21 protein-coding genes and 2 tRNA genes are annotated in these 25,067 nt (G+C 61.0%); 13 read left to right on the plus strand and 10 right to left on the minus strand.

What is annotated here, in order from left to right:
* Window positions 1–83 precede the first annotated feature (83 nt).
* Both ABIB42_RS21470 and ABIB42_RS21475 read right to left on the minus strand, forming a co-directional pair.
* A complete protein-coding gene (locus ABIB42_RS21470; protein WP_071360134.1) occupies window positions 84–935 on the minus strand; it encodes a flagellin in 852 nt (283 codons plus the stop codon).
* A gap of 152 nt (window positions 936–1,087) precedes the next feature.
* Window positions 1,088–3,280: a tetratricopeptide repeat protein gene (locus tag ABIB42_RS21475; protein ID WP_005668640.1), complete on the minus strand. Its 2,193-nt coding sequence runs from the start codon at window positions 3,278–3,280 to the stop codon at window positions 1,088–1,090.
* 352 nt (window positions 3,281–3,632) lie between these two features.
* Here ABIB42_RS21475 and ABIB42_RS21480 point away from each other — a divergent pair, with 352 nt between their 5' ends.
* The 11 genes from ABIB42_RS21480 to ABIB42_RS21530 all read left to right on the plus strand — a co-directional run bounded on the left by ABIB42_RS21480 (window position 3,633) and on the right by ABIB42_RS21530 (window position 15,036).
* Window positions 3,633–4,730 carry an NAD(P)/FAD-dependent oxidoreductase gene (locus tag ABIB42_RS21480; protein ID WP_005668641.1) on the plus strand — a complete coding sequence of 366 codons (1,098 nt, stop codon included), beginning with the start codon at window positions 3,633–3,635 and terminating at the stop codon, window positions 4,728–4,730.
* A gap of 199 nt (window positions 4,731–4,929) precedes the next feature.
* Entirely contained in the window at window positions 4,930–5,361 is a 432-nt protein-coding gene (locus ABIB42_RS21485; protein ID WP_005668643.1) for a DUF2231 domain-containing protein, read from the plus strand.
* Window positions 5,358–6,653, plus strand: coding sequence for a PQQ-dependent sugar dehydrogenase (locus ABIB42_RS21490; RefSeq protein WP_429248966.1), 1,296 nt, complete (start codon window positions 5,358–5,360; stop codon window positions 6,651–6,653). Before ABIB42_RS21485 ends, ABIB42_RS21490 begins: the two co-directional genes overlap by 4 nt.
* A gap of 467 nt (window positions 6,654–7,120) precedes the next feature.
* Window positions 7,121–8,032, plus strand: coding sequence for a pentapeptide repeat-containing protein (locus ABIB42_RS21495; RefSeq protein WP_157225639.1), 912 nt, complete (start codon window positions 7,121–7,123; stop codon window positions 8,030–8,032).
* A 2-nt stretch (window positions 8,033–8,034) separates the two neighbouring features.
* Window positions 8,035–8,649 (plus strand): nucleotidyltransferase domain-containing protein, encoded by a 615-nt coding sequence (locus ABIB42_RS21500; protein ID WP_005668649.1) that lies wholly within the window; start codon window positions 8,035–8,037, stop codon window positions 8,647–8,649.
* The gene (locus ABIB42_RS21505) at window positions 8,646–8,951 is read left to right on the plus strand and encodes a hypothetical protein (RefSeq protein WP_081589955.1); all 306 of its coding nucleotides are present in this window, start codon (window positions 8,646–8,648) and stop codon (window positions 8,949–8,951) included. Before ABIB42_RS21500 ends, ABIB42_RS21505 begins: the two co-directional genes overlap by 4 nt.
* A gap of 395 nt (window positions 8,952–9,346) precedes the next feature.
* A complete protein-coding gene (locus tag ABIB42_RS21510) occupies window positions 9,347–10,237 on the plus strand; it encodes a DUF2971 domain-containing protein (RefSeq protein ID WP_429248967.1) in 891 nt (296 codons plus the stop codon).
* 575 nt (window positions 10,238–10,812) lie between these two features.
* Window positions 10,813–11,847, plus strand: coding sequence for a tRNA dihydrouridine(20/20a) synthase DusA (dusA, locus tag ABIB42_RS21515; RefSeq protein ID WP_429248968.1), 1,035 nt, complete (start codon window positions 10,813–10,815; stop codon window positions 11,845–11,847).
* Between the two features lie 354 nt (window positions 11,848–12,201).
* Window positions 12,202–13,971 (plus strand): methyl-accepting chemotaxis protein, encoded by a 1,770-nt coding sequence (locus ABIB42_RS21520; protein WP_273028264.1) that lies wholly within the window; start codon window positions 12,202–12,204, stop codon window positions 13,969–13,971.
* 96 nt (window positions 13,972–14,067) lie between these two features.
* Window positions 14,068–14,412, plus strand: coding sequence for an energy transducer TonB (locus ABIB42_RS21525; RefSeq protein WP_005668656.1), 345 nt, complete (start codon window positions 14,068–14,070; stop codon window positions 14,410–14,412).
* A 213-nt stretch (window positions 14,413–14,625) separates the two neighbouring features.
* Entirely contained in the window at window positions 14,626–15,036 is a 411-nt protein-coding gene (locus ABIB42_RS21530; protein ID WP_429248969.1) for a YXWGXW repeat-containing protein, read from the plus strand.
* Window positions 15,037–15,046: 10 nt separating this feature from the next.
* On the opposite strand, the gene ABIB42_RS21535 is transcribed toward ABIB42_RS21530, so the two are convergent.
* The 6 genes from ABIB42_RS21535 to ABIB42_RS21560 all read right to left on the minus strand — a co-directional run bounded on the left by ABIB42_RS21535 (window position 15,047) and on the right by ABIB42_RS21560 (window position 20,751).
* Window positions 15,047–16,615 carry a sensor domain-containing diguanylate cyclase gene (locus ABIB42_RS21535; protein ID WP_429248970.1) on the minus strand — a complete coding sequence of 523 codons (1,569 nt, stop codon included), beginning with the start codon at window positions 16,613–16,615 and terminating at the stop codon, window positions 15,047–15,049.
* Window positions 16,616–16,783: 168 nt separating this feature from the next.
* Window positions 16,784–17,452, minus strand: coding sequence for a pentapeptide repeat-containing protein (locus ABIB42_RS21540; RefSeq protein WP_429248971.1), 669 nt, complete (start codon window positions 17,450–17,452; stop codon window positions 16,784–16,786).
* A gap of 64 nt (window positions 17,453–17,516) precedes the next feature.
* Window positions 17,517–17,592: transfer RNA gene (locus ABIB42_RS21545), tRNA-His, on the minus strand.
* Between the two features lie 87 nt (window positions 17,593–17,679).
* Window positions 17,680–18,537 (minus strand): glutamate racemase, encoded by an 858-nt coding sequence (gene murI, locus ABIB42_RS21550; RefSeq protein WP_429248972.1) that lies wholly within the window; start codon window positions 18,535–18,537, stop codon window positions 17,680–17,682.
* A gap of 13 nt (window positions 18,538–18,550) precedes the next feature.
* Complete coding sequence (locus ABIB42_RS21555; RefSeq protein ID WP_005668663.1) at window positions 18,551–20,086, minus strand: fumarate hydratase; 1,536 nt, start codon at window positions 20,084–20,086, stop codon at window positions 18,551–18,553.
* Between the two features lie 62 nt (window positions 20,087–20,148).
* A complete protein-coding gene (locus ABIB42_RS21560) occupies window positions 20,149–20,751 on the minus strand; it encodes a TIGR00645 family protein (protein ID WP_005668665.1) in 603 nt (200 codons plus the stop codon).
* Window positions 20,752–21,009: 258 nt separating this feature from the next.
* Between ABIB42_RS21560 and acs the strand changes: the two genes are divergently transcribed.
* Both acs and ABIB42_RS21570 read left to right on the plus strand, forming a co-directional pair.
* Window positions 21,010–23,010, plus strand: a complete 2,001-nt coding sequence (gene acs, locus ABIB42_RS21565; protein WP_071360123.1) for an acetate--CoA ligase — start codon at window positions 21,010–21,012, stop codon at window positions 23,008–23,010.
* 271 nt (window positions 23,011–23,281) lie between these two features.
* Window positions 23,282–23,372, plus strand: a tRNA-Ser gene (locus tag ABIB42_RS21570).
* 166 nt (window positions 23,373–23,538) lie between these two features.
* Here ABIB42_RS21570 and ABIB42_RS21575 read toward each other — a convergent pair.
* Together ABIB42_RS21575 and ABIB42_RS21580 are read right to left on the minus strand one after the other, a co-directional pair.
* Window positions 23,539–24,003: a T6SS effector amidase Tae4 family protein gene (locus tag ABIB42_RS21575; protein WP_005668668.1), complete on the minus strand. Its 465-nt coding sequence runs from the start codon at window positions 24,001–24,003 to the stop codon at window positions 23,539–23,541.
* Window positions 24,000–24,377, minus strand: coding sequence for a Rap1a/Tai family immunity protein (locus ABIB42_RS21580; protein WP_005668670.1), 378 nt, complete (start codon window positions 24,375–24,377; stop codon window positions 24,000–24,002). Before ABIB42_RS21580 ends, ABIB42_RS21575 begins: the two co-directional genes overlap by 4 nt.
* Window positions 24,378–25,067: the final 690 nt, after the last annotated feature.

Here is a 25,067-nt window from a genome sequence, read left to right on the forward strand (position 1 = left end):
AGGCCAACCGCAGGGGCTGGCCTTTCGCGTGTTGCCGGGCCGGGTCCGCTCGGAACCCGGCCGCAAGCCCGGTCTTGCGGTGATTACTGCAGCAGCGACATGACCATCGAGGACATGCTGTTCGACTGCTTCAGCATGGCGGTCGAGGCTTGCAGCAGCATCTGATTGGAGGTCATGTTCGCGCTTTCGCTGGCGAAGTCGACGTCCATGATGGTGCCGGTCGCGGCCTTGGTGTTGGTGCTGATGTTGGACAGGTTGTTGTACACGTGTTCCAGGCGGTTGGCGGCGGCGCCCAGGCCCGAACGCACCTTGTTGACCGACGCCAGCGCGTCTTCCAGGGTGCCGATGGTGGCGTTCGCATTGTCGGTCAGCTCGGTGCCGCCGGCGGTGCCGGCGTAGTTGGCGGTGGCCGAGGTCACGTCGGTGACGACCGACGCCAGGTCGGTCGACAGGTTGATTTCCATGGTCTCGTCCGACGAGGCGCCGATCTGGAAGGTCATCGCGTTGGCGAGCGTGCCGCCGACCAGCAGGGCTTCGCCACCGAACTTGGTGTTGTCCAGGACGTTGGCCAGTTCCAGGCCCAGGGCGTCGTATTCGGCCTGCATGGCGGTCTTGTCGTCGTCGGTCGACGACTGGTCGGCGGCCTGGGTTGCCAGGTCCTTCATGCGGATCAGCATGTTCGACACTTCGTCCAGCGCGCCTTCGGCGGTCTGCAGCATCGAGGTCGAGTTCTGGGTGTTGCGCATCGCCACGGTCATGCCCGAGGTCTGGGCTTTCAGGCGCGAAGCGATCTGCAGGCCGGCGGCGTCGTCCATGGCCGAATTGATACGGTAGCCGGTCGACAGGCGGGTCATCGAAGTCGACAGCGAGCTCTGGGTTTTCGCGATCGAATTCTGCGCGGACAGAGCGGCGTTGTTGGTGTGAAGGCTCAGCATGGTAGCTCCTGTTGGTACAGCATTATCTGGAAATTCGAGCGCGTCACTCGCTCTCCACTGTACAAGGCGACCAGTTTCGCTACGGCATTAAATTCTTTTGAGAAATTTTTTTGCAGATAAGAGAAAGGGGGCAGTCGCCCCCTCCGGCAGAATCAGTCCGGCGCGGCCGGCTGCCGTCCATAGGCCTCCACATCGGCCAGGCTGACCGGGAACGGCGCCGCCTCCTGCCCATCGCACCAGCGGGTCCACATGCGCCGCATCGCGATCTCGAACGACGCGCCGAGGATGGCCGGATAGCCGAGGGGCGACTCCAGGAAGCGCTGGCGCATGGTCTGGCGCATGGTCGCCAGCGCCGACACGTTCTCGGACAGGAGGGCGCCGAGCTTGACGTAGGTCTCTTCGCTCTCGGTGACGAAGGCGCCCAGGCCGAGATGCATCATGAATGCCGCCGCCGCGTGGCTGGGATTGGTTGCTCCGACCGTGGCCAGGGTCGGCACGCCCATCCACAGGGCATGGCCGATCGTGGTCCCGCCGCTGTAGGGGAAGGGACTGAGGCAGATGTCGACCTCGTAATGCTGCTTCAGGTAATGGTACATGCCGGCGCGCTCGCGCAACAGCAGCCGCTCGCGCGGAATGCCTTCCTGGGCGAACCAGTCGACCAGCACGTCGTCGATCCCCTCCTGCATGCCGCCCAGCAGCATTTTCGCGGTCGGGATGGCGTGCAGCAGCAGCGACCATTGCCTGATCACGTCCTGTCCCAGCTTGCTGGCGCGGTGGAAGCTGCCGAAGGTGATATAGCCGTTCTCCAGGGCGGGCAGGGGATTGACCGGCGGCGCGGTCGGCTCCGGCAAAAACAGCACGAACATCGGCAGCCGCACGATGTTTTCGGTGAACTGCCGGTCGTAGCGCGTGCCGGGCAGCCAGAAACGGTCGCCCAGGATGTAGTCCACCGCTTCCAGGCCGGTCGTGCCCGCGTAGCCGATCCAGGTCGCCTGGACCGGCGCCGGCTTGCGCGCAAACAGGGGCAGGCGGTTCAATGCCGAGTGGCCGGACAGGTCGATCAGGATGTCGATCGCATCCGCGCGGATCAGGCGCTCGGCGGCCGCGTCGTCGAGATGCATGATCGACCGCCATGCCGCCACGTCGGCGCGCATCGTGTGCGTCATCTCGTCTTCCTTGACCTGGTTGTGGTAGACGTAGAACTCGACCTGCGTGCTGTTCTTGAGGGTGCGCAGGACCGGCGCGATGAAGCGCGCGACCGCGTGCCGGTACAGGTCGCCCGACACCAGCCCGATGCGCAGCTTGCGCTGCGGGTCGCGCACGTTGGCGTGCGGCTGGCGCAGCGCGCGCAGCGGCGTTTCCCACCGCTCGCCATAGGCGAAATGCTCGCGCGTGAGCTCATCTCCATCCTGGCAGCAATGGCTCAGGATGAACAGCAGCATGCTGTGGTGTTCCGGGCTCGGGGCGTGCGCCAGGAGTTCGCGCGCCAGGCGCAGCGCTTCCTGCCATTCGCCGAGGGCGAAACGGGTATGGATTCCGGTGCGCAGCGCCATGATATTGGCCGGATCGAGCTCCTGCGCGCGCCGGGACATGGCCACCGCTTCCGGCAGGCGGCCGAGCATGTGGAGCGTGCCGGCCAGTTCCGCGACCAGCTGCCCGTTGTCCGGTTCGCGCGCCACGGCTTCTTCGAGGATGACGACCGCGTCGTCGACCTTGCCCAGCGCACGCCGGCACAGGCCGATATGGCGCAGCGCATTCAGGTGGGCCGGCTGCTCGGCGACGACCCGCTCCATGCAGGCCAGCGCCTCCTTGTGCCGGTGCAGCGAGTACAGGACGTAGCCGAGGTCGTAACGGGCGTCCGTGCGCTGCGGCTCGAGTTTGAGGACGCGCCGCAGCACGTCGGCCGCCTCTTCGAGGCGTTGTTGCTTGTACAAGGCGCCCACCAGGAGCAGGTGCGAACCGACGTCGTCCGGCTTCAGCGCGACCGCGCGCCGGGCGCTGTCCTCGGCCTGCTGGTGGCGGCCGAGCCTGGACAGGGAGTCGGCCAGGCCCCGCTGCAGGTCGGCGGCGTCCTGGACGCGCAGCGCCTGGCGGTAGCTGGCGGCCGCTTCTTCGTAGCGCTCCAGTTCGAACAGGGCGGCGGCCAGCACCGCATGCAGTTCCGGCTGCCTGACCTTGAGCTCGAACGCGCGCTGCAGCGCGCGCACGCCCTCGTCGAGCTGGCGCTGGCGCAGCAGGGACAGACCCAGCAGGGCGTGGGCGTTCGCATCGCGCGGTTTCTTGCGCACGGCGCGCCGGTGCTGCTCGATCTCGGGATTGGCGCCAGGGGGCGTCATCTGGTTCATGCCGCGCTCCCGGGGAACCGGGCCCGCGACGGCGCGGAGGTGGTTGGTGTCGGTGTGATCATGGGATGTCGTCAGCGCTACAGCAGCTGTTTGCTTGCCCGTGGGAAATAACGACGATTGTAATTGCTCGGTTCTTCCTTGTCGTCTGTTTATTGGCATAAAGGACGAGATTGCCGGCCAGGCGCAACAGTGGCAAGCGGGCCGGAATGGCGGCTTTTCCTTGACCTCAAGTGAGCTTGAGGATTTATAACGTTGAAGTCCGCCCGCCCGGCAAGCGCCCGGCGCCGGCGGCGCCATCGCGTTTTACGCGCATCGACGACACCATGCAGCCAAGCCGGCAGAAGGAGCAAACATGAACAAGCCAGTTGAAACGACCCATCTCTCCAGGCCCGCATTCCAGGCGTCGGGCGGCGCCATCGAAGCCGACGCCGTGATCGTCGGCGCCGGCCCCGTCGGCCTGTTCCAGGTCTTCGAGCTGGGCTTGCTGGATATCCGCGCCCACGTGATCGATTCGCTGGGCGCGGTGGGCGGCCAGTGCATGGAGCTGTATCCGGACAAGCCGATCTACGACATCCCGGCGGCGCCCGTGCTCACCGGGCGCGAACTGACCGACAACCTGCTGCGGCAGATCGCGCCGTTCGCGCCGACCTTCCACCTGGGGCAGGAAGTCACGCTGCTGCAGCGGCGCGCCGACCGTCGCTTCGACCTCGAGACCTCGCTCGGCACGCGCTTCATCGCCAGGACGGTGATCATCGCGGCCGGCGTCGGCGCCTTCCAGCCGCGCAAGCTGAAAGTGGCCGGCATCGACCGCTTCGAGGGCAGCCAGCTGTTCTACCGGGTCAAGCACCCCGAGCGCTTCCACGGCCGGCAGCTGGTGATCTGCGGGGGCGGGGATGCGGCGCTGGACTGGGCGCTGGAATTCGCGGGCAAGGCCGCATCGGTGGTGCTGGTGCACCGCCGCGACGGTTTCCGCGCCGCCCCGGCCTCGATCGCGAAGATGAAGCAGCTGTGCGAGGCGCAGGAGATGCAGTTCATCTCCGGCCAGGTCACGGGCTTCGACGTGCAGGGCGGCCGGCTGTCCGAAGTGAAGGTGGCAGGCGGCGACGGCGTCACCCGGCGCGTGCCGGCCGACGTCCTGATGGTGTTCTTCGGCCTGCTGCCGATGCTGGGACCGATCGTGGACTGGGGACTGGACATGGAGATGCGCCAGTTGCGGGTGCGCGATACCGCGACGTTCGAGACCAGCGAGCCGGGCATCTATGCCGTCGGCGACATCAATACCTATCCCGGCAAGAAGAAACTGATCCTGTCGGGCTTTCACGAGGCGGCGCTGGCGGCCTTCGGCGCAGCGGCCTATGTCTTCCCCGACAAAATGACGCACATGTTGTATACGACGACGTCGCCGAAGATCCACAAATTGCTGGGCGTGGAGACGCCGGTGTTCGACTGAGCGAAGAGAAAAGCGTCGGTCGGCCCGCATCCTGGACTGGTGCTGGCTGCGCACCAAGAGCGGGCTGATACCCGGCCTCGGCTTCATCCTCACCGTCGCGCAAGTTTTAATAGAAATTGAACGCTGGCTCAACCATGCGCCAGGACATCGATCGACTCGATATGATTTGAATAACACAATCACTATCAAGGACAATCCGATGTCGACTGTCGTTACAGCGAACCCGGCATACCGCAGCGCGCCGGGCACGCTTCATACCATCCTGCTTGCGGGCAGCGTCTCGCTCTTCCTGGGCGCATTGCTGAGCGATCTCGCCTACTACAACACCTACCAGATCCAGTGGAGCAATTTTGCGTCCTGGCTGATCGCGGGCGCCGAGCTGTTCAGCGGACTGGCCCTGGTGTTTGCGCTGGTCAACCTGATCCGGGCGCCGCACAAGAAAGGCCATGTGCTGACCTATTTCCTGCTGCTCCTGGCCACCTGGGCGCTGGGACTGTTCAACGCCTTCCAGCACGCCAAGGATGCCTGGGCCGTCATGCCGGCCGGCCTGGTGCTGTCCGCCATCGTCTTCGTCCTGGCCTGCCTGGCGGCCTGGGTCGGCCTCAATCCACGCGTGGGAGGTGCGCCATGAAGCGATCGAGCACACTGGTGATGCTGGGTGTGAGCCTGCTGCTGGCCGCCTGCACCGAAGGCGAGGGCGCCAAGACGCTGTCGCGCGGCGCCGATCCGACGCTGCCGGAGCCGCAACGGGGCATCTTGCCGAGCATGAAGATCGCCGAACCGTCGCCCTGGGGCGACCAGAAGCCGACCGTGCCGGAAGGCTTCAGCGTCACGGCCATCGCGACCGATCTGCAGATCCCGCGCCAGACGCTGGTCTTGCCGAATGGCGACATCCTGGTAGCCGAAGGCCGCGGCGGCAATGCGGCCAAGCTCAAGCCGAAGGACGTGATCGCCGGCTATATCAAGGCCAAGGGCAATACCCAGGTCAAGAGCGGCAACCGCCTGACCCTGCTGCGCGATGCCGACGGCGACGGCCAGTACGAACTGAAGACCGTGTTCGCGGACAAGCTGAACGCCCCGTATGGCCTGGCGTTTGCCAACAACAAGATCTACGTGGCTGACCAGGACGAACTGGTGAGCTTCGACTACCAGGAAGGCCAGACGGAGGCCGGTGGTGCGCCGACCACGATCACCAAGCTGCCATCCGCGATCAACCACCACTGGACGAAGGCGATGACCGTCAGCCCCGACGGGCGTTATCTGTATGTCGGCATCGGCTCGAACAGCAATATCACCGAGCGCGGCATGGAAGCCGAAGTCGACCGCGCCATGGTGTGGCAGATCGACGCCACTGCCGGCACTTATAAACCCTATGCGACGGGCCTGCGCAATCCGACGGCGCTGGCAATCAACCCGGAAACCGGGCAGCTGTGGTCGGTCGTCAACGAGCGCGACGAACTGGGACCGGACCTGGTGCCGGATTACCTGACCTCGGTGCGCGAAGGCGGCTTCTATGGCTGGCCCTACGCCTACTGGGGCCAGAACGCCGATCCGCGCGTTAAGCCGGGCGACCCGGAAAAGGTCAAGGCCACCATCAAGCCGGACTACAGCCTCGGCTCGCACGTGGCCGCGCTCGGCCTGCATTTCTCGTCGCCGGTGATGGGCGAGAAATTCGCCAACGGCGCCTTCGTCGGCGAGCACGGCAGCTGGAACCGCAATCCGCCGGTGGGTTACAAGGTGATCTTCATACCGTTCGCCAACGGCCGTCCGGCCGGCGAACCGATCGACTTCGTCACCGGCTTCCGTACCGAGGAAGGCAAGACGCGCGGCCGGCCGGTGGGTGTGACCGTCGATCCGCGCGGGGCCCTGATCGTCGCGGACGACCTGGCCAATACCGTGTGGCGGGTGACGCGCAACCGTTGATGCGGTAGTGAATGGAGAACGGCGGCCTTGCTCCGGCAATGCCGCCATTTTTTTGCGCCCCCATGATGGATTGGACCGAAAGGTCAGTGTTCATGCGGGTTTGGGGGGCGGTGTGTGCACTCCATGTGCATCCGCGCTCAACAGTCGTTTCACGGTAGAAGAGCCCTGCTAGGTCCATGACCTTCATTCTACGAGCTATCGTCTAGCTCACTCAATGTGACGGCTCTAGTGAGGGACTCGGAAGAGAGTACAGAGAAGGCTCCCCGACAGTCCGCCGCTGTATGATCCGAAGCAGGTTGCTAATCACACTGAACATGCTAGGAACTGCTGAGGTCATTTATCGCTCAGAAGTGCTCTGTTGAGGCTGACCATCCACAGTGCCGCTACCTCAGGCAGTCGTTGATGTACTCGCAACATTCGGTCACAATGCCGTTAAAGCCACGATGGTTGCAGCGACTAAGCACATAATGACCACTACCGAACCACAAGAAAATTTCGAAAAGGTTGTCACTCAATCAACGGCAGAGCTGGAGGGCGAGCCAAAGAAGACAGTGCCACCTGCTCTAAAAAAAGGTAACCGAGAGGCACTTTCGGACCTATATTTTGACAGGAGTGTCCAAAACGAGTCGGAAGACTATGAATTCAAGATATATACAAGGGTAAACGCGAAGAAAAATACCACCTTCAAAAACGTGTCATTTCAACACAGTGTTTTTGATGCTTGCTATTTTAATAATTGTGTTTTTAATACTTGTGACTTTACTGGATGTCGATTTATCGGTTGCAATTTTCATCAGTCATCCTTCTCGGGTTGCAACTTTGAATATGCAATTTTCGAACGCTCTCAGCTTAGCGACGATATCCTTGAAAGTGAAGCCCCTCGGGAAGAAAATTTGAAGATGCGGTTTGCTCGTTCGCTTCGGATGAACTTCCAGCAGATCGGCGATGCAAAGGCCGTTAACAAGGCAATTTCTCTCGAACTAAATGCCACCTCCAGTTACCTCAGGAAGTCGTGGTCTTCGAGTGAGTCATATTATCGTGAAAAATATGCGAACTGGAAAAGGGTGCCGCAATTTTTCAAGTGGATCGAGTTTACGGTACTTGACTTTGTGTGGGGGAACGGGGAGAACACACTCAAGTTAATTCGAACAATCCTATTGGTACATTTGCTTATTGCTGGGTTTGATTGCTATTACTTTGGGAATTGGTGGAACTTGAAAGAATTTTTCAAAAGTCTTAGTGAGTCGCCAGGTGTATTTTTTGGAATTGAGTCATTAAATCCATACCCTACTTGGGTGTCCGCCTTGATTGCGGCTGCTCGCTTAATTAGCTTTGCATTTTTAACTGCTATTCTTGTTAAACGTTTTGGTCGTCGCTAGTTATGCACATTTATGCGTTTGGCTCCGTTTGTCGCGGCGAGATCGATCTTGGCTCGGATATTGATTTGCTGGCTTGTGTCGATGCGTCTGCGCCCGAAATCGATGTTAATAAATATTCGGTGTATCAGTATGGGCGTTTGCGGGATTTGTGGGATGAGGGGAGCCCCTTTGCTTGGCATCTTTATTTGGAATCTAAACTTCTGTATTCGTCAGATGGATCAGATTTTGTAAAAGTACTCGGTGAGCCAGCACAATACAGCCGTGTGGAGGAAGATTGTGAGAAGTTCCGACTGCTTTTTGAACGCTCTTACGACGAGCTTAGACTAGATTTAAATAGCGCCACTTTCAATTTGTCGTGTATGTTTTTAGCTGTTCGAAATTTCGCAACATGCCATTCGCTTTCCCTTGGGAGCCCGATATTCTCAAGGAGGTCACCGCTTATGGTGAACCCCAAACTAGATATAGATCCGAATGCGTTCTCTGTCATGACCCGCGCACGATTGTTGTCTACGAGAGGTTATGGGGAAAATCTTAGCCCACGTGAGATAGTTGATACTATTCAAGCTGTTGCAAATGTTTCGCAATGGATGGCTGCACTGAAAGGACAAAGGTCATGAGTGAGTTTAATAATCGTATTGACGCTCAGCGTGCAGTTTTACGCATTGTAAATAGCAAGCGATGGGATGAAGAACTTCTCGGTCTTTCTAATGGTGCAATCGAGCGATGGATGCGCGCAAATCGATTAAATGCAGCAGAGAATCTTTCGTTAGCTATATATGAGGCTGCTGACAAACTATTCTTTTTGGCAAACAAGAGCCAGGAGCAAATTACGGAGGAATATCGCATGCTTTCGGTTCAGGTTTCAGACTTAACTGATCGCATAGCTCGGCTTATGCAAGAACGTGCGGCACTCAAGTAAAAGTTTGGTTTGTACACGTTGATAATCGACACCGTGTGCGTAGGAGTAGAAAAAGAATTTTTGAAGTCGCAAGTTTAAGAAAAATTATTTACAACTCGACCTGACAGGCTCCCAGTCGCGGAATCTGTAGAAATATCTGGTGTGGGAAGGTGAAAAAGGCTGGCGAGGGAACAGACGGTTAAGTACCGTAGACCAGCAATGAAGGGCACCTGCTTTCCCGGCTTAAAAGATCTGGGGACCCTGCCATAGAGGGCCGCATGCGCTTGAAGTCTCGTATTTGTAAGCTAAAGGTAACCGCTGTGTATCTATATTTGATACTCGTGGGTAAATGATATCCTCTTTCTTATCGTATGTTCCATAAAACATTGGCATCGTCAGACAACCCCGGAGAAGAGATGGATTTCCCACCAGTTGAGGCTCACATGGCATTCCAAGAGCTAGCTTTAACGAAAATCGACGAGTTCGTTCAGCGGTCGTTCTCGTCTCTCAATGGTCATCCGCACCTCTACCATTACACCGGACATAAGGTAGTTGTTGACTCACTGAAGAGGGACGGACGCTTTTGGGCAACAAGCGCCAGTCACATGTCTGACAGCAACGAGCTTCGATACGGTGCCGAGATGGTTACGGAGGTACTGGACGCCTTTCTCGAACATAACCCTATGTTGCCCTTTGCGATCCGTGAGTTCGTGGACATGGCGAAGGAGCGGGCGAACCCTTACTCAAACGACTTCACGGATCAGATTGAAACATTTTTCGTCTGCTTCAGCGAGAGCGGCGATCTAGAGCATCAGTGGAAACACTATGCTAACGACGCCAAAGGGTATTGCATCCACCTAGACGTGATGCCGCCATTCGCTGACCCAGGAAGTGGTCAGTCCATTGAGCTGCTACGCCAGAACGTGCAGTTCCTGAAGGTTGTCTATGACCGGCAAGAACAATATCAACTGATTACTGAAGCATTACGCGATTTTGTCAACCTGTTACAAGACAGTACAGATAAGTACGGCCTAGGAGCAATGATGTTCGGTATGAACGCATCTGTTGGGTTGTACGATGTTCTACGTTACTACGTGATGTCTTTCAAGGATGCTTCTAAATACGCAAACGAGAAAGAATGGCGATGCGTCTACGGAATGTCGAATTTTGCTAACCGGAATTACCCTGTCAGGGAACGGCAATTACGCGAGCGTAATGTTCCGTATGTCGAGATGCCATTGATTTCGGCCGCAGGTCCGTTGACTATTCGTCAGGTGAAAGCGGGCGTGAACTGCGTCAATCCATAGGATCGATGGGACGACCGGGAGCCGTTGAGGTCAGTAGACGCAAGAACTTATACGCAAGGCGATAGTTCAAGCGACTGTTTGCGTAAGTTTATCTCCAATTGGAGGCTTTTGCTTACCGGCGTGCTGAAGCCAGAAGATCCGTGGAAGTCGCGACGATGGCTTAACATGAAAATAAGCCCGAAAAGTACCACCGTCGCTGCTTCTAAATATCATGGGAGCCTTCCGATGAGGGTACTGGATTGTCAGAGGGCCACCGCTACGGGTCACATGGTGGCCTCCTAGGGCTTACGCTGCCGCCTTGAGAATTTGATATACCGAAGCGATTCCAACGCTGGGCTGGTATCAGGTCTGACATTCGGACACAAGCTCAACAATCCATGCTGCCTGGGCTCACCGGGTAGTCAGTCTTGAGTCGGCGCTCACCCCGGCTGCACGCGAGCCGACCGTCCGCTACTAAAGAGACGTGTTTGCAAAACTGTTCCGCACCAAGTGTGCGGTCCGGGCAGCTTTGGCTTATCATTGCGGGTTCCCGACAGTATCTGTCGTCTTTTTACCGGCGACCACCCCCTCTCAGCATGAGCACCACCTCGACCATTCCAGGCATCGCCCCAGCCTCCGTCCTGCCATCGCGCCGCCTGTCGGTCGCCCCCATGATGGACTGGACCGACCGCCACTGCCGCGTCTTCCACCGCCAGATCACCCGCCACACCTGGCTGTACACCGAGATGGTCACCACCGGCGCCCTGGTTTATGGCGACGTCGAGCGCCACCTGCGCTATGACGATGTCGAGCACCCGGTCGCCCTGCAACTGGGCGGCAGCGATCCGGCCGACTTGGCCAAAAGCGCGAAGCTGGGCGAGCAATGGGGCTATGACGAGATCAATCTCAACTGCGGTTGCCCGTCCGAGCGGGTGCAGAAGGGCGCGTTCGGCGCCTGCCTGATGAACGAGCCGCAGCTGGTGGCCGATTGCGTGAAGGCGATGCGCGACGCGGTCTCGATCGACGTCACGGTGAAACACCGCATCGGCATCGATTACGACGAGGAATACGGCTTCGTGCGCGATTTCGTCGGCACCATCGCGGACGCCGGCTGCAAGACCTTCATCGTGCATGCCCGCAATGCCGTCCTGAAAGGGCTGTCGCCGAAGGAAAACCGCGAGATCCCGCCGCTGCGCTACGCGGTCGCCTACCAGCTCAAGCGCGAATTCCCGGACCTCGAGATCCTGATCAACGGCGGCATCAAGAGCGACGACGAAATCGCGCTGCACCTGGAACACGTCGATGGCGTGATGCTCGGCCGCGAGGCTTATCACAATCCCTGGACCATGGCCGACTGGGACCGCCGCTTCTATGGCGACGCCGCTGCCGGTCGCCCGCGTTCGCGGGTCGAGGTGCTGGAGGCGATGATCCCGTATATCGAGGAGCAGCTGCGCCTGTACGGCCCGCTGGGCCTGAAGCTCAACAGCATTACGCGCCACATGCTGGGCCTGATGCAGGGCTTGCCGGGCGCCCGTTCTTTCCGCCAGACCCTGTCCGACTCGAAGAAGCTGGCGCTGGGCGATCCGCGCCTGCTCCTTGAAGCTGCTGCCAGGATGCCGGCTGCGGCCTGACATAATCTATCCAAAAGTAACAAAAAGGCGTGCTGAGGCACGCCTTTTTTTATTTCCTGTCGACAAATCGATACATTTGATTGTCGAAACGACCATACAAGTTTCAAAATTGCTTGCTGTGTGGAAATAGTTGTTCCATAATGCAGACCTGTTCCAATGTTGCACTGTATCAATCCTGTTGTTGTGCCGAAACAATTCGGTCGAGCAAGAGATTTTCTGACTAGCGACATGAAATCTTGATTTATCCTGTCGGAAACACCTGAAATCGTGAAGAAACAATGATTTCAGACGCGCTTCGCACGGCGCTTGTCTCTCCGAGCGAGTTTCGATCAATAAGTTACAGGGAAAACACGAATGAATTTGAACAACATGAAGGTCGGTACCCGTCTGGCCCTCGGTTTCGCACTGATCCTGGTGCTGCTGGTGGCTGTTGCTGTAGTGGGTATCTTGCGCATGGCGCAGATCCAGGATCGCCTTGACCACGTGGTCAGCGTGAGCAATGTGTCGACCGGCCTCGTGATCGAGATGCGCAACAACGTCAATGACCGCCTGCAGTCGCTGCGCGTCCTGACCCTGATGGCCGACCCGGCCGACATGGAACCGGAGATCGCCAAGTTCAAGGAACAGACCGCGCAGTACAACGAAACCCAGCGCAAGCTGACTGCCTTGTTCGCATCGAACGGCAACGACCAGGAAAAGGCGCTGCTGGCCCAGATCAAGGAACATGAAACCGCCGCCATGCCGGCGATCGCCCGCGCCACTGAACTCTATCTGGCCGCCAACGCCATGGACGCCACCCGCGTGATGGTGCGCGAAGTGCGCCCGGTGCAGCGCAAGTGGACCGACGCCCTGAACGCGCTGGCCGCCCAGGAAGAAAAACAGAACGCCCAGACCAAGGCCGATGCCGAAGCGGCGTTCGACAATGCCCGTAACTTCATGCTGGTCCTGCTGGCCCTGGCCGTGGTGCTGGGCGTGGCCGCCGCCGTCGTGATCACCCGCAGCCTGCTCAAGCAGCTCGGTGGCGAGCCTGGCTACACCGCCAAGATCGCCGGCAGCATCGCCCACGGCGACCTGTCGATCGCCATCGACACCAAGGAATCGGACCGCGGCAGCCTGCTGGTCGAAATGAAAGAAATGCGCAACAGCCTGGTCGACATCGTGGCCCAGGTGCGCCGCGGCACCGAAACCATCGGCACCGCCTCGCGTGAAATCGCCGCCGGCAACATCGACCTGTCCTCGCGTACCGAACTGCAGGCCAGCTCGCTGGAAAAGACCGCATCGGCCATGGAACAGCTGACCTCGACCGTCAAGCAGAACGCCGACAACGCCCGTGAAGCCAATGCCCTGGCTGCCGCCGCGTCGGACGTGGCCCGCAAGGGCGGCGACGTGGTGTCGCAAGTGGTCGGCACCATGGGTGAGATCAATGGCTCGGCCAGCAAGATCGCCGACATCATCGGCGTGATCGACGGCATCGCCTTCCAGACCAACATCCTGGCGCTGAACGCCGCGGTCGAAGCGGCCCGCGCCGGCGAACAGGGTCGTGGCTTCGCGGTCGTCGCTTCCGAAGTGCGTAACCTGGCCCAGCGTTCGGCTGCGGCGGCGAAAGAAATCAAGACCCTGATCGACGATTCGGTGTCGAAGGTCGAGCGCGGCAGCAAGCTGGTCGGCCAGGCTGGCGTGACGATGGATGAAGTGGTGTCGAGCGTCAAGCGCGTGACCGACATCATGAGCGAGATCGCCAACGCCAGCGCCGAACAGAGCGCCGGCATCGCCCAGGTCAACACCTCGATCATCGAGATGGATGGCATGACCCAGCAAAACGCCGCGCTGGTGGAAGAAGCCGCCGCGGCCGCCCAGAGCCTGCAGGACCAGGCCGGCGAACTGGCCCGCGTGGTCAGCATCTTCAAGCTGGAAGAGGGTGAACAGTTCCAATTCGAGGCGCAGGCGCCAGTCGCGACCACCACCGCGGTGGTGGTCCGTCCGGCCGCCAAGCGTCCCGTACCGCCGGCGCCGAAAAAGCCGGCCGCCGCCAGCGCCGCGGTGAATCCGGACGAGGCGGAAGTCGCGCCGAAGCCGAAAAAGGCAGCTGCCACCGTCGGCAACGACGAGTGGGAAGAATTCTAAGCATTCATTACCAAGCAAACCTGCGCCGGCCAGTCGGGCGGCGCGCTAGCGAAGCATCACGACATTTAACTCTTAAAAACCTTATTTGGGGAAATCATGAAAAACCTGTCCGCCAAGCTGTTCGTTGCACTGACCCTGACCGGCGCCGCCAGCGCCAGCTTCGCCGCCGAAACCCCGGCATCGTTCGATCCGAAGAAGTGCGCCATCGAATATCCGAAGGCGTCGCTGATGAACGAAGAGCAGGGCACGACCTCGGCATCGTTCCTGGTCAATGCGGACGGCACCGTGGCGGAATCGAAGATCGACAAGTCGAGCGGCTTCAAGAACCTGGACCGCGCACTGGTCAAGGGCCTGACCTCGTGCAAGTTCAAGCCGGGCACCAAGGATGGCGCACCGGCCCAGACCTGGACCAGGGTCGACTACGCCTTCAAGCTCGACTAATATCTTCCCCTTTACACAGCCGGCTTCCATAGCCGGCTGTGTTTTTGCGGCGCCTGTTTTTGCGCACCATCGCTTTCTCGCTCTCCCGCCATTTTCGTTTCGCTGTTACAAATTTGTAGCGGCATGTATCGACTGTAAAGACTTCCTTCAGTTCATCTTTTTGGCGTCCCGTCTCGCTATAGTGGTCTCACACCAACCGAAACGGAGAGCACCATGAAAACCATTCTTGCCACCGCCGCCGCCATCCTGATCGGCAGCGCAGCATTCGCGCCAGTGCAGGCCCAGGCCGCTCATCCGCGGGCCGAAGTCATCGTCATCAAGAAAGCGCCGCCGGCGCCCCGCCGCGAAGCCGTGCCGGCCGCGCGCCGCGGCTTCGAATGGGTGTCGGGTTACTGGGACTGGAACGGCCGCCGTCACGAATGGGTCGCCGGCCACTGGGAGAAAGTACGTCCGGGCTATGCCTACCAGCGCGCGCAATGGCGCCAGGACCGTAATGGCTGGCATCTCGAGCGCGGCGGCTGGCATCAGTCGCGTCAGGTAGCGACCTACCGTGACCGCGATCGCGATCGCGACGGCGTCCCCAACCGCCACGACGCCCGCCCGAACAATCCTAACCGCTATTGATGACAGGCGCTCAGGGTGCGGCGAGATCGCCGCCGCACACCTGGTTGCGGCCCGACTGCTTGGCCCGATAGAGCAGGGCGTCGGCCCGCTCCACCAGCGCGGTGGCGCTGTCGGTCGCCATGCCGCCACCGGCGCCGCTGGTGTACACGCCCACGCTGATGGTCACCACGCCGGGGCCATTGCCGGCATGCGGGATCCCGAGCGCCATCACCGCCTGGCGGATGCGTTCGGCCACCATCCTGGCGCCGGCCGGGTCGGTATCCGGCAGTAGCGCCACGAATTCTTCCCCGCCGTAGCGCGCGGCCAGGTCGGCCGGGCGCACCAGGCAGCCCTCGAGCGCTTGCGCCACCTGGCGCAGGCAGGCGTCGCCCGCCACGTGGCCATAGGTGTCGTTGTAGCGCTTGAAGTAATCGACGTCGAACATCAGCAGCGACAGCGGCACGCCGCTTCGGGCCGCGCGCGCGAACTCCACGTCCAGCGCTTGCTCGAAGCGGCGCCGGTTGGCGATGCCGGTCAGGCTGTCGTGGTCGGCCAGGACCGTCAGCGCGCGGTTATGTTCCTGCAGCTGTTCGCGCGCCTGCACCAGCTCGTGCTCGAGGTGGTCGCGTATCACGATCTGGCGCACCAGGCGCCGGCCGAAATAGAGCAGGAATGCAATCGCGACCAGGGTGATGGCGGCCTGGCCGAGCATCGACTTCAGCCATTTTTCCAGGATGTCGTGCTTGCTCTGCGCGGTGGCGACGATCAGCGGATAGGTTTCAAGATGACGGTAGCTGTACAGCCGTTCGATGCCGTCGATCTTCGAGCGCAGCATGGCGGTGCCGGCCGGGCCGGAGCTCAGATACATCCGGTGCACCGGGCCATTGCTCGTATCGCTGCCGATCAGCTTGTCGCTGTGCGGGAGGCGATACACCATGGTGCCGTCGTCCAGGGTCAGCATGATCACGCCATTGCTGCCCACGTCGAAGGTTTTATACAGGGTCGAGAAATAATCGATGCGGATCGTGCCGAGCGCGACGCCGCCGAAGCTGCCGTCCGGATTATTGAGGCGGCGCGAGACGGGCAGCACCCACTCGTCGCTGGAGCGGCTGCGTACCGGCTTGCCGACATGGATGAAACGGTCGGGATTGTTCAGGTGGTACTGGAAATACTCGCGGTCATCGATGGTGTACAGCGGAATGCGGTCCTGCGAGGTCATCAGCCAATGGCCATCGGGGCCGAACACGAACAAGCCATGCAGCTCCTCGACCTGGGCCACCATATTCTTCAGGTGCAACTGCAGGCGTGGGCGCCCCGCACCTGTCATGCCATCGTTCTCGATCCGCTCGACGACGCCGGCCAGCACGGTATCGACCACCCGCACCGCGCTCTCGGCCTGGGCCGCCAGCGCGTGCGACATATTTGTGGTGGCGACGGCCACTTCCGCCAAGCGCTCCTTGCGCGCGCGCCAGCCGTCCCAGACCTGTATGGTCAGCAACAACAGGCATAGGGCGGCAACGAACAGCACGGCGTTGCGCACTGCCGGGCGTTTTTCGGCGGTCAGGCGGGAGATCTCGGGGGTGGTACGCTTGTCTGGCATAAATCGGGGAGCCGCCAGGGCACCATGCCTGCAATCCGGCATGCAAGGAAGGCGACTCGAATTTCCTGTAGAAAAGTCACCAATTGTCGCACATCAAGCATTGCCCAGCCGTTAAGTTGGTGTTTTTAACATCTGTCTCACGGTATTGACGCCAAATGTGAAGCGCATTCAGGCCACGCGCAAGCCAAGTTCGCTGACCAGTTCGGCGGCTTGGCGCGGCGTGATCCAGGCGCCCTGAAACAGCTTGATGTCGGCCAGGGTGATGCCGCGCAGGTCGGCTTCGCGCAAGTCGGCGTTGTCGAAGCGCGCCTGCTTCAGGTTGGCGCCGCGCAGGCTGCCGCCTTCGAACACGGCGTCGCGAAAGTCGCAGGCGGCCAGATCGGCGTCGCCGAAATCGAGCCCGATGAGTTTCGCCTTGCGGAACGACATGCGGCGCAGGTCGGCGCCGACCAGCAGGCAATCCTCGAACGCCAGGCCGACGTGGGCCGCTTCCTCGAAGTTGGCGCCGGTCAGCTTGCAGCCCCTGAAGACGAGGGAGGCCAGGTGGGCGCGGCGCCAGCTGCTGTTGTTCAAGTCGCAGCCCTGGAAGCGGGCGTCGGTCAGGTCGGCCGCTTCGAAATCGGCTTGCCGGCCGCGGCAGCGTTGCCAGGTGGTCTGGCCCAGCCTGGCGGCGTAGAACGAGGTCTCGGCGATGCTGCAGCTGATAAAAGTGCAGTTGCGCAGGTCGAGGCGCGACAGGTCGGCGCCTTCGAGGTCGCACTCCTGGAAGACGAGCGGGGCGTGCGGCAATGCCGCTTCGACGTCCGCGCGGGAGAGGGTTTGTTCGACAATCTGCATGCTGATTCTTCGCAAAACAAAAAAGGCCACGTGCCGGAGCAGGTGACCTTTTTCGTGAATTCGGTGGGGTGGCTGATGGGACTCGAACCCACGACAACAGGAATCACAATCCTGGACTCTACCAACTGAGCTACAGCCACCACTGACTTTCTTTTCTATCTCTGCATTGCCGAGACAGAACGAGATTATAAGGGCTTCATCCCGAACTGGCAAATTTAAATGTGCACTCAGGATGCCGGGGCCGGCGGCCAGCCCGCCGGCAGGGGCAACGCCACCTCATGCACCGGCGGATCGATGCCCAGCAGGCTGCGGAATGCCGCCGTCAGGGCGGTCGCGCTGGCGCTGGTGTAGCCGGTCAGGCTGGCGGGAATGGTGCTTTGTGCGCGTAGCTGGCCGGCGCCGGCCAGCAGGCGCGCGAGCTGGCGCGCCACGGCGTCGCCGGTATCGACCAGGGCCACGTCCGGCCGGCCGGCATCCTTCAGCAGGCGCTCGATCGAGGCGCGCACCAGCGGGTAGTGGGTACAGCCCAGCACCAGCGTGTCTGCTCCTTCAGTGAGCAGCGGCATGATGAAGCGCTTCAGCATCGCGCTGGTGGCGGTCGAATCCAGTTCGCCGAACTCGATCTGGTCGGCCAGGCCGACGCAGGGCTGCAGCAGGAACTCGGCGCCTGAATCGCGGCGGATCTGGTCGCGCAGCTGGAGGAACTTGGCGCCGCGCAGGGTGCGCTCGGTGGCCAGCACGCCCACCTTGCCGCTGCGGGTGAGGCTTGCCGCCGGCTTCAGGCCCGGTTCGACGCCGACGATGGGCATGCCGGGGTGGCGTTCGCGCAGTTCGCGCACGGCGGCCACGGTGGCGGTGTTGCAGGCCACGACCAGCGCCTTCGCGCCTTGCGCCAATAGAAAATCGCCGATCGCCAGCACGCGTTCGACGACGATGTGTTCGGGTTTGTCGCCGTAGGGGGCGAAGCCGGTGTCGGCCAGGTAGAGCAGGTGTTCGTGCGGCAGCTGCGCCTGGATGTGGCGCAGCACCGACAGGCCGCCGACGCCCGAGTCGAAGATGCCAACCGGAGCGTCGGGGAAAGTCATGATTCTGTTCGAATCAAGCGACGGTGACCGGCACGCCTTTCAGCGATTCGATCTTGGCCGACCATTCTTTCGGGCCGGTATTGTGGACCGAGGTGCCGGTCGAATCGACCGCGACGGTGACCGGCATGTCGGTCACGTCGAACTCGTAAATCGCTTCCATGCCCAGGTCTTCGAAACCGACGACTTTCGCGGACTTGATCGCTTTCGAGACCAGGTAGGCCGAGCCGCCGACCGCCATCAGGTAGGCCGACTTGTGCTTCTGGATCGATTCGATCGCCGCCGGGCCGCGCTCGGCCTTGCCGATCATCGAGATCAGGCCGGTCTTTTCCAGCATCATGTCGGTGAACTTGTCCATGCGGGTGGCGGTCGTCGGGCCAGCCGGGCCGACCACTTCGCTGCCGACCGGATCGACCGGGCCGACGTAGTAGATCACGCGGTTGGTGAAGTCCACCGGCAGGCTTTCGCCCTTGGCCAGCATGTCCTGGATGCGCTTGTGCGCGGCGTCGCGGCCGGTGAGCATCTTGCCGTTCAGGAGCAGGGTCTGGCCCGGCTTCCACGATGCGACTTCTTCCTTGGTCAGGGTGTTCAGGTCGACGCGCTTCGATTTCTCGGTGTCCGGGGTCCAGTGAACTTCAGGCCAGGTCGACAGCGCCGGCGGTTCGATATAGGCCGGGCCCGAGCCGTCCAGCACGAAGTGGGCGTGGCGGGTGGCGGCGCAGTTCGGGATCATCGCCACCGGCTTCGAGGCCGCGTGGGTCGGGTACATATTGATCTTCACGTCCAGCACGGTGGTCAGGCCGCCCAGGCCCTGGGCGCCGATGCCCAGCGCGTTGATCTTGTCGCACAGCTCGATGCGCAGCTCTTCGAGCTTGTTTTGCGGGCCGCGCTGGCGCAGCTCGTACATGTCGATGTCTTCCATCAGCGACTCTTTCGCCATCAGCATCGCCTTCTCGGCGGTGCCGCCGATGCCGATGCCGAGCATGCCCGGCGGGCACCAGCCGGCGCCCATCAGCGGCACGGTCTTGATCACCCAGTCGACCAGCGAGTCGGACGGGTTGAGCATGACGAATTTGGTCTTGTTTTCGGAGCCGCCGCCCTTGGCCGCCAGCTTGACGTCCACGGTGTCGCCCTCGACCAGTTCCATGTGGACCACGGCCGGGGTGTTGTCCTTGGTGTTCTTGCGCTCGAAGTGCGGGTCGGCCACGATCGAGGCGCGCAGCTTGTTGTCGGCGAAGTTGTACGCGCGGCGCACGCCTTCGTTGACGGCGTCGGTCACCGAGCCGGTAAAGCCTTCGAAGCGCACGCCCATGCCCACCTTCAGGAACACGTTGACGATGCCGGTGTCCTGGCAGATCGGACGCTTGCCTTCGGCGCACATGCGCGAATTGGTCAGGATCTGGGCGATCGCGTCCTTCGCGGCCGGGCTTTGCTCGGTCTCGTAGGCGCGTGCCAGGTGCTGGATATAGTCGGCCGGATGGTAGTAGCTGATGTACTGCAGCGCGGCCGCGACGGATTCGATCAGGTCTTCCTGGGTAATGACGGTTGCCATGGTGGGAAATCTCTCGTGATGGAGTGTCGGAGTATCGTTATCGTTGTGTTACTGCTTGTGCTTCAGTGCTTGTCGTGATGCGTCATGGTGGTGATGCGGTCGGTCCACGAGATCGCCAGCGCCGACACCAGGAAGGCGACGTGGATCAGGGTCTGCCACATCAGGGTCTTCTCGTCGTAGTTGGCGGCGTTGATGAAGGTCTTGAGCAGGTGGATCGACGAGATGCCGATGATCGCCATCGCCAGCTTGGTCTTCAGGACCGAGGCGTTCACGTGCGACAGCCATTCCGGCTGGTCCGGGTGGCCTTCCAGGTGCATGCGCGAGACGAAGGTCTCGTAGCCGCCGACGATCACCATGATCAGGAGGTTCGAGATCATGACCACGTCGATCAGGCCCAGCACGACCAGCATGATGACGGTTTCGGTCAGGCGTTGCGGACGATTGCCGGACAGGCCGACGGCGTCGATGATGTGGTTGAGCGAGTCGACGTTGCCCATGGCGGCGCCGATCAGGTCGACGAGTTCGACCCAGAAGTGGAACACGTAGACGCATTGCGCCAGGATCAGGCCGAGGTACAGCGGCAGCTGCAGCCAGCGGCTGGCGAAGATCAGGTTACTCAGTGGGGACAGCTTGCGAACTTGCTTGCTTGGTTCAAGGGCGGACATTGGGATGAAACTCCAGGGGGATGCGAAAAAAATTCAGCTCAGCATTCTACACCGGAGCTTGTCGATGAGGTGGGGCGCGCAGCGGCGCGCTCACGTCACTTGCACGCATTGCAACGGCTGGCGTTAGAATAAGTGGGGACAAGAGCGGGCAAGCGCAGTCAATACCGACCCGCCTCAGGGAGTTTCCATGTAAGGGCTCAGTAAGCGAGCCCCCCTATGGTATCTGGCATAACCTACTACATTAATATGGAGACTAGTATGGCCGATAACGAGACAACCCAAGAGCAAACCCAGGGCCTGCAGGAACACCGCGTGTTCCAACCGCCGAAAGAGTTTGCCGACAAGGCCACCATCAATGGCATGGCCGCCTACGAAAAACTGTGCGCCGAAGCCGCCAGCGACTACGAAGGTTTCTGGGCCCGCCTGGCGCGCGAGCACCTCGACTGGCACAAGCCGTTCACCTCCACCCTCGACGAATCGAATGCGCCATTCTATAAATGGTTCGCCGACGGCCAGCTGAACGCCTCGTACAACTGCCTCGATCGCAACCTCGAGAATGGCAACGCCGACAAGACCGCCATCATCTTCGAGGCCGACGACGGCGCGGTGACCAAGGTCACCTACCGCGAACTGCACGAGCGCGTCTGCAAATTCGCCAACGCGCTCAAGTCGCGCGGCATCAAGAAGGGCGACCGCGTCGTCATCTACATGTCGATGTCGATCGAAGGCGTGACCGCGATGCAGGCCTGCGCCCGCATCGGCGCGACCCACTCGGTGGTGTTCGGCGGCTTCTCCGCCAAGTCGCTGCAGGAGCGCATCATCGACGCCGGCGCCGTGGCCGTCATCACGGCCGACGAACAGCAGCGCGGCGGCAAGGCGCTGCCGCTCAAGGCCATCGTCGACGAAGCGCTGGGCCTGGGCGGTTGCGACACCGTCAAGGACGTGATCGTCTACAAGCGCACCGGCGGCAACATCAATTTCAAGGAAGGCCGCGACATCTGGCTGCACGAGCTGGTGCAGGGCCAGTCGGCCGACTGCGCACCTGAATGGGTCGATGCGGAACACCCGCTGTTCATCCTCTATACGTCCGGCTCGACCGGCACCCCGAAAGGCGTGCAGCACTCCACCGGCGGCTACCTGCTGTGGGCCGCGCTGACGATGAAGTGGACCTTCGACCTCAAGCCCGAAGACGTCTACTGGTGCACCGCCGACATCGGCTGGATCACCGGCCACACCTATATCGCCTACGGCCCGCTGGCCGTCGGCGGCACGCAAGTGGTGTTCGAAGGCGTGCCGACCTTCCCGAACGCCGGCCGCTTCTGGCAGACCGTCGAGAAGCACAAGGTCAGCATCTTCTACACGGCGCCGACCGCGATCCGTTCGCTGATCAAGGCCTCGGACCTGGACGAGAAGGTGCATCCGAAGAACTTCGACCTGTCCAGCCTGCGCCTGCTCGGCTCGGTCGGCGAGCCGATCAATCCGGAAGCCTGGATGTGGTACTACCGCAATGTGGGCCAGGAGCGCTGCCCGATCGTCGACACCTTCTGGCAGACCGAGACCGGCGGCCACATGATCACCCCGCTGCCGGGCGCGACCCCGATGGTGCCGGGTTCCTGCACCTTGCCGCTGCCGGGCATCATGGCTGCCATCGTGGACGAGGCAGGCGCCGACGTACCGAACGGGCAGGGCGGCATCCTGGTCGTCAAGCGTCCATGGCCGTCGATGATCCGCACGATCTGGAACAACCCGGACCGCTTCCGCACCAGCTACTTCCCAGAAGAGCTGGGTGGTAAATACTACCTGGCCGGCGACGGCGCGATCCGCAACAAGGACACCGCCAATTTCACCATCACCGGCCGCATCGACGACGTGCTGAACGTGTCTGGCCACCGCATGGGCACGATGGAAATCGAATCGGCGCTGGTGGCCAACCCGATCGTCGCCGAGGCGGCGGTGGTGGGCAAGCCGGACGAGACCACGGGCGAGTCGATCTGCGCCTTCGTCGTGCTCAAGCAGGCGCGTCCGACCGGTGAGGAAGCCAAGAAACTGGCGAACGAGCTGCGCGCCTGGGTGGGCAAGGAGATCGGTCCGATCGCCAAGCCGAAAGAGATCCGCTTCGGCGACAACCTGCCGAAGACCCGCTCCGGCAAGATCATGCGCCGCCTGCTGCGCGTGCTGGCCAAGGGCGAGAACATCACGCAAGACGTGTCGACGCTCGAGAATCCGGCAATTCTGGAGCAATTGAAGGAATCGGCTTGAGCTACAATGCCTGAGCAACCTGCCTGCGCCGGCCCACAAGGCTGACGCAAGGCTTGCCCGCCTACTCGGGAGAGGGGTGGGCATTTTTTTGTGCTGTTGGCCGGGACGTATGGTGGATGGCTCGTGATCTGGTCCACTGGACCAGGTCACTCCACGGGTTCAACAACACTCGGGTTCACCGTTCACACGTTCGACACCGTTGTCGGCCTTGTACTGCTGGGAATACTTGCTATAATAGGCGGCTTCGTGGTGTTCCCACGTCGACCCATCAGGAGAGATGGATGAGTGGTTTAAGTCGCACGCCTGGAAAGCGTGTATAGGTTCATAGCCTATCGGGGGTTCGAATCCCCCTCTCTCCGCCAAGAATACCAAAAGCCCCTATGTAGGGGCTTTCTCAATTCTGCCTCCCCCATTTCTACCCACATCGCTAACTGAGCTGTTTCTTGACGCCACGGCTCAGGTTCTCTAGCCACTGCGACAATTCTTGCTCGTCCCGTGCCGATCGTCCGCCGACACCGACTGGCGGAGTTACGTTAGCGGCCAGAACCAGATCGTCTCCGAATCCCAAAAGCAGACTCGAGCGCAATCCTGGAACCTCCCCCCGGGCTTGTGTACGACCAAGTCAATGTGTCCGCCGTGGCCTCCGCCAATGCGAAAGAACGACACCACGCCTGTGCGCAAGCCGATTCCGTTGCGCGCCGCATGCTCACCCTTGTAGACCTCGGGCGCGCCCCACTGCTGCCGCAGTATGTTCGATAGTCTGGCTTGGCCCGGCTCCATGTATCTGCCCTTGAGGACGCCAGCCTTCGCCTTCATGCGTGCGCCAGGCAAACTCACCCCGGCCATGAGCAGGCCATAGCTCATGCGGATCGCACAGGTGTCGTTGTAAGCCTTGTTGTCGACGAGGTCATTCCAGCCAATATCGGCATACAGGTCTTCACGCTTAATGCGGTTGGGATAGTGCATCATCACAGTGAGCAGTGGCGGTCTCACGACGGCCTCCTTTTGATCGGGCACGGATATATCTTGGCCAGGGCAGCCACGACGAGCGGCGCAGCGCCTTTCTTCAACTGCTCCGCTGGCAGTGACTTCATTTGCTCAGCGGCCAGGTAGTTGAGCTCATGTCCAACGTGCTGGCCTGCTGGGCACCAAAGCAGGCCGGCCGTGCCATCCATGACGCCATCCATATAGCCCATCGCGCGCTCACGGCGCATTGAAGCGGCACCGTTGTCAGGCGCGGCCAACATGTCCCGAACGAACTTTTCGCCGGTTAAGGTTGGGATATAGGGTGCCGCGGGCACCTCGACCGGCAGCATGGCCACCAATAGGGCCACCGCGTATGTCGCCGTCTGCTGTTTTCGAGCCATCTTGTCCTCCCAATTCGGAGAGGCCATCGTGACCGATGCGCTGCCTGGGAGAATTGGTTGGCGTCAACATCAGCGCGAGCGCGCAGGAGCCGCTTGATCGAGTCAGTCTCGGTCGGCGCCAGCAGGCTGTCGATCTTTGTCTCGGGACAAATGAACGGCCTGCGCTCCACTGGCCGCGTCATCGCACGGTTGATCACGGCGCGCGACGCACAGCGCCGACAAGCATCTGCTCCGCATCGGCCAGCCCGATCTTCCGTAGCAGGATGAGGGCGAGGTCCGCGCCTACGTCGCAGGTAGCGTGATGAGGCAAACGTCACAGACCTGACCAGCTTAGTTGATGCTCCGCTGCTCCGAGGGCGGTTTTGTAGTGCAGGCCACCCACGCTAAGCAATTGACCCGCAACGGAAAATCAGCAAAGCATAGATAGATTCATAGCCTATCGGAGGCAAACTCACTCCCCACTAGAATTGAGAAACAGTCGGCTGTCACGGGCGGCCAATTTTCTGTCCGCGCAACGCACGCCTAATATTTTCCTTGGGAAATTGTTAATGACTGACTTTGAGAGTTGTCAATTTGTATTTGAACAGACCCGTCCACGGTAGTTGTCAACAAAGATGTCGCGTCAAGTCATGCGGCTTTTCTTAATTGCTCTGGCGGTTTCCGTTCCGGATTCAGCCAGACTTCATCGTT

Source organism: Massilia sp. UYP32 (assembly GCF_050434365.1).
In the GTDB taxonomy this organism is placed as follows: Bacteria; Pseudomonadota; Gammaproteobacteria; order Burkholderiales; family Burkholderiaceae_D; genus Telluria; species Telluria timonae.

Excerpts from the sequence above, each read along its gene's own strand:
- ABIB42_RS21470 (WP_071360134.1), bottom strand. The coding sequence starts at position 935 with ATGCTGAGCCTTCACACCAACAACGCCGCTCTGTCCGCGCAGAATTCG.
- ABIB42_RS21475 (WP_005668640.1), bottom strand. The coding sequence starts at position 3,280 with ATGAACCAGATGACGCCCCCTGGCGCCAATCCCGAGATCGAGCAGCAC.
- ABIB42_RS21480 (WP_005668641.1), top strand. The coding sequence starts at position 3,633 with ATGAACAAGCCAGTTGAAACGACCCATCTCTCCAGGCCCGCATTCCAG.
- ABIB42_RS21485 (WP_005668643.1), top strand. The coding sequence starts at position 4,930 with ATGTCGACTGTCGTTACAGCGAACCCGGCATACCGCAGCGCGCCGGGC.
- ABIB42_RS21490 (WP_429248966.1), top strand. The coding sequence starts at position 5,358 with ATGAAGCGATCGAGCACACTGGTGATGCTGGGTGTGAGCCTGCTGCTG.
- ABIB42_RS21495 (WP_157225639.1), top strand. The coding sequence starts at position 7,121 with ATGACCACTACCGAACCACAAGAAAATTTCGAAAAGGTTGTCACTCAA.
- ABIB42_RS21500 (WP_005668649.1), top strand. The coding sequence starts at position 8,035 with ATGCACATTTATGCGTTTGGCTCCGTTTGTCGCGGCGAGATCGATCTT.
- ABIB42_RS21505 (WP_081589955.1), top strand. The coding sequence starts at position 8,646 with ATGAGTGAGTTTAATAATCGTATTGACGCTCAGCGTGCAGTTTTACGC.
- ABIB42_RS21510 (WP_429248967.1), top strand. The coding sequence starts at position 9,347 with ATGGATTTCCCACCAGTTGAGGCTCACATGGCATTCCAAGAGCTAGCT.
- dusA (WP_429248968.1), top strand. The coding sequence starts at position 10,813 with ATGAGCACCACCTCGACCATTCCAGGCATCGCCCCAGCCTCCGTCCTG.
- ABIB42_RS21520 (WP_273028264.1), top strand. The coding sequence starts at position 12,202 with ATGAATTTGAACAACATGAAGGTCGGTACCCGTCTGGCCCTCGGTTTC.
- ABIB42_RS21525 (WP_005668656.1), top strand. The coding sequence starts at position 14,068 with ATGAAAAACCTGTCCGCCAAGCTGTTCGTTGCACTGACCCTGACCGGC.
- ABIB42_RS21530 (WP_429248969.1), top strand. The coding sequence starts at position 14,626 with ATGAAAACCATTCTTGCCACCGCCGCCGCCATCCTGATCGGCAGCGCA.
- ABIB42_RS21535 (WP_429248970.1), bottom strand. The coding sequence starts at position 16,615 with ATGCCAGACAAGCGTACCACCCCCGAGATCTCCCGCCTGACCGCCGAA.
- ABIB42_RS21540 (WP_429248971.1), bottom strand. The coding sequence starts at position 17,452 with ATGCAGATTGTCGAACAAACCCTCTCCCGCGCGGACGTCGAAGCGGCA.
- murI (WP_429248972.1), bottom strand. The coding sequence starts at position 18,537 with ATGACTTTCCCCGACGCTCCGGTTGGCATCTTCGACTCGGGCGTCGGC.
- ABIB42_RS21555 (WP_005668663.1), bottom strand. The coding sequence starts at position 20,086 with ATGGCAACCGTCATTACCCAGGAAGACCTGATCGAATCCGTCGCGGCC.
- ABIB42_RS21560 (WP_005668665.1), bottom strand. The coding sequence starts at position 20,751 with ATGTCCGCCCTTGAACCAAGCAAGCAAGTTCGCAAGCTGTCCCCACTG.
- acs (WP_071360123.1), top strand. The coding sequence starts at position 21,010 with ATGGCCGATAACGAGACAACCCAAGAGCAAACCCAGGGCCTGCAGGAA.
- ABIB42_RS21580 (WP_005668670.1), bottom strand. The coding sequence starts at position 24,377 with ATGGCTCGAAAACAGCAGACGGCGACATACGCGGTGGCCCTATTGGTG.